Genomic DNA, 15,087 nt, shown 5'->3' on the forward strand with positions numbered 1-15,087 from the left:
CCACGTAGTAAGTGCTGCAGAACGTCGATACGACGACTTCGCGCAGTGACGGCCCATGCCCCCGTTCCCGTCTCGGCTTTACTCAGGTTATGGGCGAATTTCACTTCGCCCCCTTAGGATTCATCGACTATACCTATGCAACGTCACCTTCTGCCTGCTTCTTCTCAAGGCCAGGAACCGCCTGAAAGCAAGCGCCTCGAAAGGAAAAGGGGACCGTCTAAGCATCTTGGCCATGCCACAACAGGGAGGTCCGTCATCATGGGCAATGTGGCACTGAAGGGTATCAATTACGAAACCGGAAACGACGGTCGAAGCCGCTCGTTGACACTCGGTGGCGATGTACCTCTTGCCGAACGCCACGTCGAGGAGGGTGACAACGATAGCGACGATCCGCGCGGACACGGCGCGCCGAGCCTTCCCTCACAGCGCGTCCTCTTCGTCACTTCCGAAATTGCCGATTTCGTCAAGGTCGGGGGGCTTGGCGACGTGTCTTCGGCCCTTCCCCGGGCGCTGGCGGCCCATCACGACATTCGCATCCTGATACCCGCCTACCGGGAAGTCGTCGCCTCGTCACGCGAGATCCGCCGCGTCGGTCAGCTTCCCGCTCACGCCGATCTGCCTGCCTGCGACATCGGCGAAATGACTTGTGACGACGGCCTGATCATCTATGTGTTGCTCTGCCCTGAACTCTACGAACGAGAAGGTGGCCCCTACGGCACCGGGCCGGGCGGATATGGCAGCAGTGGCTGGGAGGACAATGATGTCCGCTTCGCCCGTCTGTCGCTGGCCGCAGCCGAGATCGGTGCCGGCCATGCCGGGCTCGACTGGCAGCCGCAGCTCTTGCACCTCAACGACTGGGCGTGTGGGCTGGCACCGGCCTACCTGCACTGGATGGGGCGCAACGTACCCAGCGTGTTCACGATCCACAACCTGGCCTATCAGGGCCTGTACGATGCGTCTCGCTGCGCGGCCCTGGGCATTCCCGATTCGGCGTTTCACATCGAAGGCGTCGAGTATTACGGCAAACTCTCCTTCATGAAGGCCGGCATCGTCCATGCCTCGCATGTGACCACGGTCAGCGCGACCTACGCCCAGGAGATCACTACGCCCGACTTCGGCTGCGGCCTGGAGGGTCTGTTGCGCTGCAAGGCTGAGCAGGGACGCCTCAGCGGCATTCCCAACGGCATCGACGATTCTTGGGACCCGCGCACCGACGCCCATCTGGTCCAGGCTTTTTCCTCCAACGACTGGCGCGGCAAACGGGCCAACGCCGACTACGTGCGCCACCGCTTCGGCCTGGGCCCAAGCGCCGGACCGCTGTTCGCCATGGTCTCGCGCATGGTGCACCAGAAGGGAGTCGACCTGGTCATCGACGCTGCCCCCCACATCGTCCAGGCCGGCGGGCAGCTGGTATTCATCGGCAAGGGCGAGCGACGCGTCGAGGCACAGCTCGACCGCCTGGCCGAACGCTACCCTGGCGCCGTGGGCGTCTACATCGGCTTCGATGAAGAGGAAGCGCGCTGCATCTACGCCGGCAGCGACTTCCTGCTGATGCCGTCGCGCTTCGAGCCCTGCGGCTTGAGTCAGATGTACGCCCAGCGCTTCGGCTCGCTGCCCATCGCCCACCGTACCGGCGGCCTGGCCGACACCATCGAGGATGGCGTGACCGGCTTCCTGTTCGACGAGGTCGACCTGGCCGGCTTCATGCAGGCGATTCAGCAAGCCTTTTCGGTCTACCACTCCACGGAGCTGTTCTACGCCATGCGCCGGGCCGCCATGACCGGTCGCTATCATTGGCGTCAGTCGATCGCACCCTATACGCAGCTCTACCAACGCATCAGCGAAGAAGCCGGTGTGGAGGCACGCAGCTCGGCATGAACGAAGCAGACCGGCTCCATTACACCTTCGGTGCCCAGGTCATCGGCCCGCAGTGGACCCAGTTCTCGTTGTGGGCACCCAGTGCCAGCCGGGTCGATCTCGAAGTGGAAGGCCTTGCACCCATCGCCATGGCCCATGCCGGCGAAGGGCGCTTCGTCGGCGGGGCACCCTGCGACCACGGCGCTCGCTATCGCTATCGCGTCTTTGTCGGCGGCGCGACGCAGGGTATCGCCGTAGCCGACCCTGCGTCACGCGCCCAGGAGGGAGGCGTCGAGGGGGCGAGTCTGGTGATCGACCCCTACCAGCACGCCTGGCGCCATGCCGACTGGCAGGGCCGGCCCTGGCACGAGACGGTGCTCTACGAGCTGCACCTGGGGGCGCTGGGCGGCCTGGAGGCGGTCCGCCGAGAACTGCCCTACCTGGCCGAACTGGGCATCACGGCGGTGGAGCTGATGCCGGTAGCGGCCTTTCCCGGTGCTCGCAACTGGGGCTATGACGGCGTGCTTCCCTACGCCGTGGACGAAGCCTACGGCGACCCCGGCGCGCTCAAGGCCTTCATTGACGACGCCCATGGCCTGGGGCTGATGGTCTTCCTCGACGTCGTCTACAACCACTTCGGGCCGGACGGCAACTACCTTCCCCACTATGCCGGGGCCTTCTTTCGCGGCGACCGGCAGACGCCCTGGGGGCCGGCCATCGATTTTCGCCAGCCCATGGTGCGCCGCTTCTTCATCGAAAACGCCCTGATGTGGCTCGATGAGTACCGCTTCGACGGCCTGCGCTTCGATGCGGTACATGCCATCGGCGAGCGCGACTTCCTGGTCGAGATGGCCGAGACGCTGCGCAGCCGCATCGATCCGCGACGCTACGTTCATCTGGTGCTGGAGAACGAGCACAACGATGCCGACCTGATCGACCTGTGCCTGTTCACGGCGCAGTGGAACGACGACTGGCACAACGTGATGCACGTAATGCTCACCGGCGAGAGCGAAGGCTACTACGGCGACTTCGCCGACGCCCCGACGCACAAGCTGGCACGCTGCCTGGGCGAGGGCTTCATTTATCAGGGCGATGCCACGCGCCAAGGCGCTCCACGCGGCACGCCGAGCGCCCACCTGCCGCCGACCGCCTTCGTCGCCTTCCTGCAAAACCACGACCAGATCGGCAATCGTGCCATGGGCGAGCGCCTGTCCCGGCTCGCCAGGCAGGAAACGCTGGCAGCCGCCACGCTGTCGCTGTTGCTCTCGCCCATGGTGCCGCTGCTTTTCATGGGCGAGGAGTGGGCCAGTGAGCAGCCCTTTTTGTTTTTCACCGACCACCACGATGCGCTGGCCGAGGCCGTGCGCGAAGGCCGCCGGGCGGAGTTCGCCGCGTTCAGCGCTTTTCGGGATCCTGCCTCGCGCGCGCTGATTCCCGACCCCAACGATGCGGCCACCTTCGAGGCATCCAGGCCCGACATTGAAGCTCGAGACACCTCGCCCCATGCCGAATGGCTGGCCTTCGTCCGGCATCTGCTGGCGATACGCCATGCCGAGATCGTGCCACGCCTGGATGGCGCGCGGGCGCTCGGCGCCGAGACACTCGACGAGGGTGCCGTCGTCGCCCGTTGGCAGATGAACGACGACACCCACCTGGTTATCGCCCTGAATCTCGGGGAACGGACCGCGGCCACCCGCGCCTTCGGTGTCGGGCGATGCCTGTACGAGACCCGCGAGGGCGTGGCGATGGCCACCGAGAGCGGCAGCCTGCCGCCGCGCTGTGCCGCGGCCTGGCTCAAGCAAGTACCCGGCGACGAGGAGCTGTGCGCATGAGCGAGGAGGGACTGAGACGACTGGCCGACGCCGCCGGCCTCATCGTCGAGTGGGAAGACAGCGAGGGCCGCCTCCGCCGACTCGGTAGCGCGTCCCAGCGCGACCTGCTGGCCCGGCTCGGCTACCCGGCCACGAGCGCGGGCGAGATCTCCGCCAGCCTGGCGCGGTTGCAGCCTCCCGCCCCGCCGCAAGAGTGGCCACCGCTGATCACCGCCGAGCAGGGTGCGACTACGTCGCTGCCCTCGCTGCTGCCCCCCGGGACCCGCTATCGGCTCGTGCTGGAGAATGGCGAGCAGCGTGATGGCATGCTCGACGAGCGCAGCGAGCTGCCCGGTATCGACGAGCCCGGCTACCACCGCCTGCAGATCGCCGCCGCCGAGCTGAGCCTGGCCGTGGCTCCGCCGCGCTGCTTCACCCTAGCGGATACGGGCGTCAGCGAGCCGCCACGCCTGTGGGGGCTGGCGGCCCAGCTCTATGCGCTGCGCCGGCCTGGCGACGGCGGCCTCGGCGACACCCTGGCCCTGGAGCAACTGGTACGCCACGCCGCCCAATCCGGTGCCTCGGCGCTGGCCGTGAGCCCGATGCACGCCATGTTCAGCGCCGATGTGAAACACTACAGCCCCTACTCGCCCTCGAGCCGCCTGCACTACCACGCCCTGCACGTCGCCCCGGAGTCGCTGCTTGGCGAGGAAGCGGTGGCGGCGGCCATCGAGTGCAGCGGGCTGGTCGAGACGCGGGCCCAGCTCGAAGCCCAGGAGCTGGTCGACTGGCCCCGTGCAGCAGAGACCAAGCTCGGCTGGCTACGTACCCTTTACGACGCGCTGATGCATCGCGAAGACGCCGAGGCACGACGCGCCCGCCAGGCCCTGGCGACCTTTCGTGAGCAGGGCTTTGATGAGCGCAGCGGCGCCATGCTCGAGGCACACTGCCGCTTCGAGGCGCTGATGCAACATCTGGGCGAACGCGACTGGCGCCAGTGGCCGGCGCCACTGCGCGACCCGGCAAGCCCCGAGGTGGCCCGTTTCGCCGAAGAGCACGCCCATGAGATCGGCTTCCATGCCTTCTTGCAGTGGATCGCAAGCGAGGGGTTGGCGCGTGCCCAGGCCACGGCCCTGGAGGCCGGTATGGCGGTCGGGCTGGTCGCCGACCTTGCCGTGGGCGCCGACGCAGCCGGCAGCCAGGCCTGGAGCCGTCAGGGCGAGATGCTGGAGGGCCTGTCGATCGGTGCGCCGCCGGATGCGTTCAACGTTCACGGCCAGGACTGGGGGCTCGCGCCCTTCTCGCCCCAGGGGCTGGTGCAGGGCGGCTTCGCCGGCTTCATCGACATGCTGCGGGCCGGCTTCACCCACGCTGGGGGGCTGCGCATCGATCATGTGCTCGGCCTGATGCGCCTGTGGCTGGTGCCCCATGGCTCATCGCCCACCGAAGGCGCCTACGTGCGCTATCCGCTGGACGACCTGCTGCGCCTGGTGGCGCTGGAATCCTGGCGCCACCGCGCCATCGTCATCGGCGAGGACCTGGGTACCGTCGCACCGGGCTTGCGTCGACAGCTGGCACGTCGCGGCATCCTCGGCATGCGCGTACTGTGGTTCGAGCGCGACGAGGAAGGAGGCTTCCTGCCGCCTGAGCAGTGGACGCAGCACGCCGTTGCCACCAGCTCGACCCACGACCTGCCGACGCTGGCCGGCTGGTGGGCCGGCCGTGACATCGACTGGCGCAGCCGGCTCGGCCTGCTGGGCGAGGACCGGGATGCCGAAAGCGAGCACGCCGAGCGCCGTATCGAGCGGGCCCGCTTGGCGCGGGCGCTGGGCCTGCTCGATCGTCAGGCGCCGGCCGAGGCACTGGACGCCGCCGACCTGCCCGCTTTGCGAGTGCTGGATGCCGCCGTGCGGAGGTTGGGGTTCACGCCGGCACCGCTCACGCTGCTACCGCTGGAGGATGCCCTGGGGCTCGAGGAGCAGGCCAATCTGCCCGGCACCCTTGAGCAACACCCCAACTGGCGGCGACGGCTGCCGGACGACAGCGATCGCCTGCTCGCTTCGTCCGAAGTGGCAGGTCGCCTGGCTGGCCTGGCCGAGGCGCGCTGCGAAGCACAGCGCGTCGCACACCCCGACGTCCCCGAAGGGGGTAGCGATGAGTGAGATTCGCGCCACCGTTCGTCTGCAGTTCCACTCTGGCTTCACCCTCGACGATGCTGCCGAATGGGTGGGCTACTATGCCCGGCTCGGCATCAGCCATGTCTATGCCTCGCCGCTGCAGATGTCACGCGCGGGCTCGCCCCACGGCTACGACGGCATCGATCCCACCCGCATCGACCCCGAGCTCGGCGGCGAAGCGGCGCTGGAACGCCTGGTCGCCCGCCTGCGCGAGCATGACATGGGGCTGATCCTCGACATCGTGCCCAACCATGTGGCGGTGGGCGGCTCGCAGAATCCCTGGTGGCAGGACGTGCTGGCCTGGGGCCGGGCGAGCCCCTACGCCGGATTCTTCGATATCGACTGGCATTCGCCCGACCCACTGCTCGCCGGCAAGCTGCTGCTACCCTTCCTCGGCATACCTTACGCCGACGCCCTGCACGGCGGAGACCTGGTGCTGCGCCTGGACCCCGCAGCGCTGCGTTTTCACGTCACTTATCACGAGCATCGCTTTCCCGTCGACCCACGCCGCTACGGCGACATCCTGCGTCTGGCCGAACATGCCGCGCTGTGGGACCTGGCGCCACGCTTCGATGCCCTGCAACGGCGTGACGACGCCTATACCGCCGTCGCCGAATGTCGCCGCGAACTGCGCCAGGCGTTGGCCGATCCGGCCGTCGGGCAGGCGCTGGAGAACCTGCTAATACTGTTCGACGGCAGCACTCGCGGCGGAGCCATCCGCCTGCACGACCTGCTGGAGCAGCAGGCCTACCGTCTGGCCTGGTGGCGCACGGGAGCCGACGCGATCAACTGGCGGCGCTTCTTCGACATCACCGAGCTCGGCGGGCTGCGCATCGAACGGCCCGAGGTATTCGAGGCCGTGCACGCCCTGCCCTTGCGCCTGGTGGAACAGGGTTGGGTCGATGGCCTGCGCGTCGATCACGTCGATGGCCTGGCCGACCCGCGCGGCTATTGCCGCCGCCTGCGGGCTCGCCTGGGCGAGTGCCAGAAGCGCCGGCCGCCGGGAGCGGTCCGCCACGTGGCGATTTTCGTCGAGAAGATAGTGGCCGCCGACGAGCCCCTGCATCGCGACTGGGGCATCGACGGCACCACCGGCTACGAGCTGATGAATGCCGTTTCCGCCTTGCAGCACGACCCGGCCGGCGCCGAGCCGCTGGGCGATCTATGGCATCAGGTCAGCGGCCGGAAAGAGGACTTCCCCACCGAGGTGCGCCTGGCCCGCCGCGAGGTACTCACGACCCTGCTGACCAGCGAGTTCGAGACCTGCGCGCGCGCCCTGCATGCCGTGGCCCGCCACTCCCTGGCGACCCGCGACATCACCCTTGCGGCGGTGCGCCGGGCGCTGACGGCGCTGATCGTGCACTTCCCGATCTATCGTACCTACGCCGACGACGGTGGCCGCCCCGAACTCGATGCGCCCTTCTTCGATCAGGCCATGGCCGGCGCCCGCGGCGAACTGAGCCCACCGGACGCCGAGGTGCTGGCGTGGCTGGAACGCTGGCTGGGTGGCGAGGCGCCCGCCGACGCCCCCGACGCCGAGGAGCGCTGGCTTCGCCAGCGCGCCATCACGCGCTTCCAGCAGCTCACCTCGCCGGTGGCGGCCAAGGCCGTGGAGGATACCGCCGGCTATCGCAGCGCCGCCCTGATCTCGCGCAACGACGTCGGTTTCGACGGCGAGCACTTCAGCCACTCGCCGCGCTGGTTCCATGACACCAACGCCTGGCGCGAACGCCACTTTCCGCACGGACTGGTCACCACGGCCACCCACGATCACAAGCGCGGCGAGGACGTGCGGGCGCGGCTGGCCGCGCTGAGCGAGCATGCCGGCGCCTTCGCCACCCGCGTGGAGCGATGGCGTGAGCTGGCTGCCCCGTTGCGCCAGGCGCTGCCTGACGGGACTGCCCCCTCTCCCGGCGACGAGCTGATCCTCTACCAGGTCCTGCTCGGCGCCTGGCCGCCGACGATCGAGCGCGACGACACCGACGCCATGCAACGCTTTGCCGAACGTCTGGCCCAGTGGCAGCAGAAGGCCTTGCGCGAGGCCAAGCTGCGCACCCATTGGCTGTGGCCCGACGAGGACTACGAGAGCGCTTGCCGCAGCTATCTGGAAGCGCTGCTGGCCTCTCCCGAGCTGAGCCCGGAGCTCGAAGCGGCAGCCCGCGAGCTGGACCTGTCGGGTGCGCTCAACGGCCTGGCCCAGACGGCCCTGCGCCTGACCGTGCCCGGCGTGCCCGATCTCTACCAGGGCTGCGAATTCTGGGACTACAGCCTGGTCGATCCCGACAACCGCCGCCCGATCGACCATGTGGCGCGTCAGGCCGCACTCGCCGCGGCCTCCGACCCCGCCGCGGCACTGGCCCACTGGCAGGACGGCCACGTCAAGCAAGGCCTGATCGCTCGCCTGCTGGGGCTACGCCACGACTGGCCCGAGCTGTTCCGCCACGGTGACTACCTCCCCCTGGCGGTCGAGGGCGAACAGGGCGAGAGACTCGTCGCCTTCCTGCGCAGCCATGGCGACCGGCAGCTGCTGGTCGTGGTGCCACGTCTTTGTGCGGCGCTACTGGAAGGCAGCGAGCAGCCCCTCGTGCCGCCATCGTGCTGGAGCGACACGCGGGTATATCTCCCTGGCGAGACAGGTGCCGCTTGGCAAAATGTGCTGACGGGTACCACGCTGGGAGTGAGGAACGAACATGTCGCCGTCGAGGAACTGCTGGACGCGTTTCCCGTCGGTATCTATCTGCGAAACCGGTACAGGCATAGGGAGAGCTAGGATGGCTGACGAAGAGCGTGTACGGAACCTGGCCTACAAGATCTGGGAGTCCGAGGGACGTCCCGAGGGTCAGCAGCAGCGTCACTGGGACATGGCGCTGCGTATCGTCACCGCCGAGGAGGAGGCGGGCATCGACGCCGAACTCGAGGAGGTCGGCGAGCCGGTGGACGAAACCCCCATTCTCGAGGACGACCTGCCGCTGGAGGACGACGAGATCGGCATTCAGGAGAACCGGCTGCCGCTGGACGCTCCCGATGGCGAGCCCGATTTCGATGAGCTGCCCTATCGCGATGACCGCGACGTAGCGCGTGACGAACCGGTGCAGGATCGCGCCCACTCGGGGCCGGCAGCGGATGAGCCCGCCTCCACGGCGGCCTCGACCCGCCCGTTGCCCGCGGAGCAAGCCACTTCGACCGGCGCCCAGGATCAGGACGTCGCCAACCGTGGCGGTCCGGACGGCCCGGCCACGTCTCCCGAGCCCGGGCAGGGGCCGCTGGAGCCGCTGCCGCCGGAGTCCGCCACCGCCAGGCGCACTCGCCGGCCACGCCGCAGTGACGATGGCCTGACCCAGCCGGACAGCACCGACACCGCACAGGTGTCGGGCAAGACGGTGAAAGCCGGCGCCGGGCGTAGCAGCAAGACGAAGCCGCACAAGGAGTGATGGCCCAGGGACGAGAGGCCTGCTGTTTCAGGGAAGAAAAGAGATGAATACGAGGCATGAGCCGCATGAGAGCGATACCGCCGTGGCGGTCGATGAGCTTCCCGGCGTGATTCGACGCTCGCGCGTGCGCGAGGGTACGCCGTTCCCGCTGGGTGCCACCTGGGATGGCCTGGGCGTGAACTTCGCCCTGTTCAGCGCCCACGCCACCAAGGTCGAGCTGTGCCTTTTCGATGCGAGCGGCACTCAGGAAGTGGAACGCATCGAGCTGCCCGAGTATACCGACGAGGTTTGGCACGGCTACCTGCCCGATGCACGCCCGGGCCAGCTCTACGGTTACCGCGTTTACGGTCCTTACGAGCCCGAAGCGGGGCACCGATTCAACCCGCACAAGCTGCTGCTCGACCCCTACGCCAAGCAGCTGGTGGGCGAATTCACCTGGGACGAGGCGCTGTTCGGCTATACCCTCGGCCACCCCGACGGCGACCTCAGTTTCGACGAGCGCGACAGTGCCCCGTTCATGCCGCGCTGCCGGGTGATCGACCCCGCCTTCACCTGGGGGCGGGCCCGCGGCATCCAGGTACCCTGGGATCGCACCGTGATCTACGAGACCCACGTGCGCGGCTACACCATGCGCCATCCGGCGGTGCCCGAGGCGCTGCGCGGCACCTTCTCGGGGCTGATGGTCAACGAGGTGGTCGACTACATCCACTCGCTCGGCGTGTCGTCGGTGGAACTGCTGCCGATCCACGCCTTCGTCGACGACCAGCATCTGCTCGAACGCGGACTGCGCAACTACTGGGGCTATAACACCCTGAGCTTCTTCGCCCCTCACTCGCGCTATCTTTCGGGCGAGAACATCAACGAGTTCAAGCAAATGGTGGCCTGCTACCATGCCGCCAATCTCGAGGTAATCCTCGACGTGGTCTACAACCATACCGCCGAAGGCAACGAACTCGGCCCGACCCTGTCACACAAGGGCATCGACAACGCCTCCTACTACCGGCTACTGCCCGACACGCCGCGTTACTATATCGACGACACCGGCACCGGCAATACCCTCAACCTGAGCCACCCGCGGGTGCTGCAGATGGTGACCGACTCGCTACGCTATTGGGCCACCGAGATGCGCGTCGACGGCTTCCGCTTCGACCTGGCGACCATTCTCGGCCGCGAGCCCCACGGCTTCGACGAGGGCGGCGGCTTCCTCGACTCGTGCCGCCAGGACCCGGTGCTCAGTCAGGTCAAGCTGATCGCCGAGCCTTGGGACTGCGGCCCCGGCGGCTACCAGGTGGGAGGTTTCCCCCCCGGCTGGGCGGAGTGGAACGACCGCTTTCGCGACACCAGCCGGGCCTTCTGGCGCAGCGACGAAGGCCAACTGGCGGAGTTAGCCTCGCGGCTGATGGGCTCGGCGGATCTGTTCGACCGCCGCGGGCGCCGCCCCTTCGCTTCGGTCAACTTCGTCACTGCCCATGACGGTTTCACGCTGCACGATCTGGTGGCCTACGACGTCAAGCACAACGAGGCCAACGGCGAGGACAATCGCGACGGCCACGACCACAACCTGTCGTGGAACCACGGCGAGGAGGGTCCCACCGAGGACCCTGACATCCGCTCGTTGCGCCTGCGCCAGATCCGCAACTTCCTGGCCACGCTGCTGCTCTCCCAGGGCACGCCGATGCTGCTGGCCGGTGACGAACTGCTTCGCACCCAGCGCGGCAACAACAACGCCTATTGCCAGGACAACGAGATCAGCTGGCTCGACTGGAATCTCGAGGGCGACGCCCACGACCTGATCGAGACCGTGCGCCAGCTCATCGAACTGCGCCTGCGCTTCCCCATCCTGCGCCGCGGCCGCTTTCTCTCCGGCGAGTACAACGAGGAGATGGGGCTCAAGGAAGTGACCTGGCTGGCTGCCGACGGCAGCGAGATGGACGTGGCACGCTGGGAAGACCCCGAAGCGCGCAGCCTCGGCCTGCTGCTCGATGGCCGCGCCCGCCCCTCGGGCATTCGCCGCATCGGAGACGACCGTTCGCTGCTGATCCTGTTCAACGCCAATCCTGACCCGATTGCTTTTCGTCTGCCCGACGTGCCGCGGGGCATCGGCTGGGTATGCCAGCTCGATACCAGCCGCAGCCCGGCGCCGGACAAGACCCTGAGAGCCTTCGGCGAAGACTACGCCATGGTCGGACGCTCATTGACGCTGTTCGAACTGGAACAGGCGCCATGAAGACCGGCCTTCACGCTTACGAAAACAGGCCATGACGGAATTGACTGACAGAGCGCGATATACCGACCCTGCCGCAGCCGAGCTGCCACAAGCCGACGCCGAGGCCCTGGTCCGAGGCCGTCACCCCGACCCCTTCGCCGTGCTCGGCTGGCATGCCCAGGGCGATGGCCATATCCTGCGGGTCTATGCTCCCGGTGCCCGGACCGTGGAGGTGCTCGCGCGCGACGACGGCCGCTGGCGAGGCGAGCTGACCGAATGTTCCACGCCAGGCCTGTTCGTGATCGCCCTGGACGAGGCCTTTCCTTATCGGCTGCGTTTCCATTGGCCCGACGGCGTGCACGAGACCGAGGATCCCTACGCCTTCGGCCTGCTGCTCGGCGATCTCGACCTGCACCTGATCGGTGAAGGTACCCACCGCGACCTGGGCCGCTGCCTGGGCGCCCAGCCCATGCAGATCGATGGCGTGGCGGGCGTACGCTTCGCCGTGTGGGCGCCCAACGCCCGGCGCGTCTCGGTGATCGGCGCCTTCAACGGCTGGGACGGCCGACGCCACCCCATGCGCTTGCGCCACCAGGCCGGTGTGTGGGAGCTGTTCGTACCGCGCCTGGCGCCGGGCGAGCCCTACAAGTACGAGCTGGTCGATGCCCAAGAGCAGGTGGTGCACAAGGCCGACCCGGTGGCATTGGCCAGCGAACTGCCGCCGGGCACCGCATCGAAAGTGGCCGACCTCGACGGTATCGTATGGCACGACGAGGCCTGGCTCGCCCGGCGCGCCGAGTCGCTCGTGCCTGACCATCCGATCTCGATCTATGAAGTGCATGCCGCCTCCTGGCGCAAGCACGGCGGCAACGAGGGCGAGCTCTATGGCTGGCAGGAGCTGGCCGAGCAGCTGATTCCCTACGTGCTGGAGATGGGTTTCACCCATATCGAGCTGTTGCCGATCATGGAGCACCCCTTCGGCGGCTCCTGGGGCTATCAGCCGCTGGGCCTCTTTGCCCCCACCGCACGACACGGCTCGCCGGCCGATTTCGCCGCGTTCGTCGACGCCTGCCATCAGGCGGGGCTTGGCGTAATACTCGACTGGGTGCCGGCGCACTTCCCTACCGACGCCCACGGCCTGGCCCGCTTCGACGGCACCGCCCTGTACGAGTACGCCCACCCCTTCGAGGGCGTCCACCAGGACTGGAACACCTATATCTACAACTACGGACGCCGTGAGGTGCACGGTTTCCTGCTCTCGTCGGCGCTGCACTGGCTCAAGCACTACCACGTCGACGCGCTGCGCGTGGATGCGGTGGCCTCGATGCTCTACCGCAACTACTCGCGCCGCGACGGTGAATGGATTCCCAACCGCCATGGCGGCCACGAGAATCTCGAGGCGCTGGATTTCCTGCGCCATCTCAATCGGGTGGTGGCCGAGGAGGTGCCCGGCACGGCGATCATCGCCGAGGAGTCGACCGCCTGGCCCGGCGTGACCCGGGCGGTGAGCGAAGATGGGCTCGGCTTCGCCTACAAGTGGAACCTGGGCTGGATGCACGACACCCTGAGCTACATGGCAGAGGACCCGCTCTACCGCTGCCACGGCCACCACAACATGACGTTCCCTCAGGTCTACGCCTACTCGGAGCACTTCGTGCTGCCGATCTCCCATGACGAGGTGGTCCACGGCAAGCGTGCGCTGCTCGACAAGATGCCCGGCGACGAGTGGCAGAAGTTCGCCAACCTGCGCGCCTACCTCGCCACGCAGTGGACCCAACCGGGCAAGAAGCTACTGTTCATGGGCTGCGAATTCGGCCAGTGGCGTGAATGGAGCCACGATCGCGAACTCGACTGGTGGCTGCTCGACGCACCGCGCCATGCCGGCGTGCGTCTGCTGGTGGGCGATCTCAACCGGCTCTATCGCGAGCTGCCCGCACTGCACCAGGGCGACGGCGATCCCGACGGCTTCGTCTGGGTCATCGGCAACGACCAGACCAACAGCGTCTTCGCCTGGCTGCGCTGCGACTCCAAGGGGGAGCCGCTGCTGGTGATAGCCAACATGACCCCCGTACCCCACGAGGAGTATCGGGTCGGCGTACCGCGCAACGGCGAGTGGGACGAGATCTTCAACAGCGACGCCGAGTGCTACGGCGGTTCGAACCTGGGCAACCTGGGCCGGCTCGAGGCCGTCGACGAACCGCTGCACGGCCAGCCGGCGAGCCTGGCACTGACGCTGCCGCCGCTCGCGGTAATTCTGCTGCAGCCTCGCTGAACACCGTCGCTCGAGGCGCGAAGCAAGGAGACAACATGCTGGCCATGCTGCAACCGGTCCGGTCGATCCTCTGGAGCGTCGCCCTGCTGCTGCTCGGCAACGGTCTCATCAACACCCTGCTGACCCTGCGCGGAACCGAGGAAGGCTTCTCGTCCACCGTGGTGGGCGTGATCATGTCGGCCTACTTCGTCGGCTTCACCTGCGGCACCTGGGTCAGCAGCCGACTGATCCGCCGTGCCGGGCACATCCGCGCCTTCGCCTTCTGCGCCGCGCTGTGTGCCTCCGGGGCGCTACTGCACAGCATCTTCGTCGATCCCTGGGTGTGGATCGCGCTGCGCTTCTTCTACGGCCTGGCCTTCGTCACCCTGATGACGGTAATCGAGAGCTGGCTCAACGGCCAGGCGGCAAGCCACGAACGCGGCCGGGTCTTCGCCACCTACATGCTGGTCAACCTCGGCGCGATCGCCGCCGCCCAGCAGATCCTGCGCCTGGACACCCCCGGCGGGTTCCTGCTCTTCGCCGTCACCGCCATTCTGATCAGCTGGGCACTGCTGCCGATCACCATGACCCGGCGCCAGCAGCCGACGGTGCCGGAGAACGCCAGGAGCAGCCTCAAGGCGCTGCTCGGCTTCGCCCCCCTGTGCGTTGCCGCCTCGGTGCTGTCGGGGCTGGCCATGGGCGCCTTCTGGGGCATGGCACCACTGTATGCACGCCAACTAGGCTGGAGCGCTGCCGACGTGGGCATGCTGATGAGCGTGACGATCCTGGGCGGAGCGCTGCTGCAGCTGCCCATCGGCCGCTTCTCCGACAAGCACGACCGCTCGCAGGTAATGACCTGGGTAGTGATTGCCTCTGCCGCACTGGCGGCCTTGATGCCCTTCGCGCCCAACCGGCCGGCCTTGATGGGACTGTTCTTTCTGTGGGGAGGGTTCTCGTTCGCCATTTATCCCCTGGCGGTGGCCCAGTTGATCGACCAGTTGCACCCCGAGGAGGTGGTATCGGCCTCGGCCGACATGCTGGTGACTCAAGGCGCGGGCAGCGCCCTGGCGCCGATACTCGCCGGCCTCCTGATGGGTGCCCTGGGCCCGCAGGCGCTGCCCCTCTATATCGCGGCGGTACTGGCCCTGCTCGGCATCTATGCCCTCTATCGCCGCCGCCATGTCTCCGATCTGGTGCACGGTCACGCCCACTTCGAGCCGATGACCCAGACCAGCCCGCTGTCGCTGGAGATGATGTTCGACGATGCCCAGCCCGACCTGTTCGACGACCCCAGCTTTTACGAGGAAGACGAGCACTACCGGCTGGTCGAGGCCTACCGGCAGCGCGAGTGACC

At 67.6% G+C, this 15,087-nt stretch carries 8 protein-coding genes; all 8 read left to right on the forward strand.

Annotation, left to right across the window (positions count from 1 at the left end; genetic code table 11):
* The first annotated feature begins 258 nt into the window (after window positions 1–258).
* The 8 genes from glgA to HNO53_RS16265 are packed head-to-tail and all read left to right on the forward strand — an operon-like array spanning window position 259 to window position 15,085.
* A complete protein-coding gene (gene glgA, locus HNO53_RS16230; protein ID WP_209473634.1) occupies window positions 259–1,878 on the forward strand; it encodes a glycogen synthase GlgA in 1,620 nt (539 codons plus the stop codon).
* On the forward strand, window positions 1,875–3,689 hold the full coding sequence (gene treZ / locus HNO53_RS16235; protein WP_209473635.1) for a malto-oligosyltrehalose trehalohydrolase: 1,815 nt from the start codon (window positions 1,875–1,877) through the stop codon (window positions 3,687–3,689). The genes glgA and treZ overlap by 4 nt, the downstream gene beginning before the upstream one ends.
* The gene (gene malQ, locus HNO53_RS16240; RefSeq protein ID WP_209473636.1) at window positions 3,686–5,830 is read left to right on the forward strand and encodes a 4-alpha-glucanotransferase; all 2,145 of its coding nucleotides are present in this window, start codon (window positions 3,686–3,688) and stop codon (window positions 5,828–5,830) included. The genes treZ and malQ overlap by 4 nt, the downstream gene beginning before the upstream one ends.
* A complete protein-coding gene (gene treY / locus HNO53_RS16245) occupies window positions 5,823–8,615 on the forward strand; it encodes a malto-oligosyltrehalose synthase (RefSeq protein WP_209473637.1) in 2,793 nt (930 codons plus the stop codon). The genes malQ and treY overlap by 8 nt, the downstream gene beginning before the upstream one ends.
* A gap of 1 nt (window position 8,616) precedes the next feature.
* A complete protein-coding gene (locus HNO53_RS16250) occupies window positions 8,617–9,276 on the forward strand; it encodes a DUF2934 domain-containing protein (RefSeq protein WP_209473638.1) in 660 nt (219 codons plus the stop codon).
* A gap of 43 nt (window positions 9,277–9,319) precedes the next feature.
* Entirely contained in the window at window positions 9,320–11,503 is a 2,184-nt protein-coding gene (glgX, locus tag HNO53_RS16255) for a glycogen debranching protein GlgX (protein ID WP_209473639.1), read from the forward strand.
* A gap of 31 nt (window positions 11,504–11,534) precedes the next feature.
* Entirely contained in the window at window positions 11,535–13,754 is a 2,220-nt protein-coding gene (gene glgB, locus HNO53_RS16260) for a 1,4-alpha-glucan branching protein GlgB (RefSeq protein WP_209473640.1), read from the forward strand.
* Between the two features lie 35 nt (window positions 13,755–13,789).
* The gene (locus HNO53_RS16265) at window positions 13,790–15,085 is read left to right on the forward strand and encodes an MFS transporter (RefSeq protein WP_209473641.1); all 1,296 of its coding nucleotides are present in this window, start codon (window positions 13,790–13,792) and stop codon (window positions 15,083–15,085) included.
* The last annotated feature ends 2 nt before the right edge of the window (window positions 15,086–15,087 follow it).

The sequence above is a fragment of the Billgrantia antri genome (assembly GCF_017868935.1).
Taxonomy (GTDB): Bacteria; Pseudomonadota; Gammaproteobacteria; order Pseudomonadales; family Halomonadaceae; genus Halomonas; species Halomonas antri.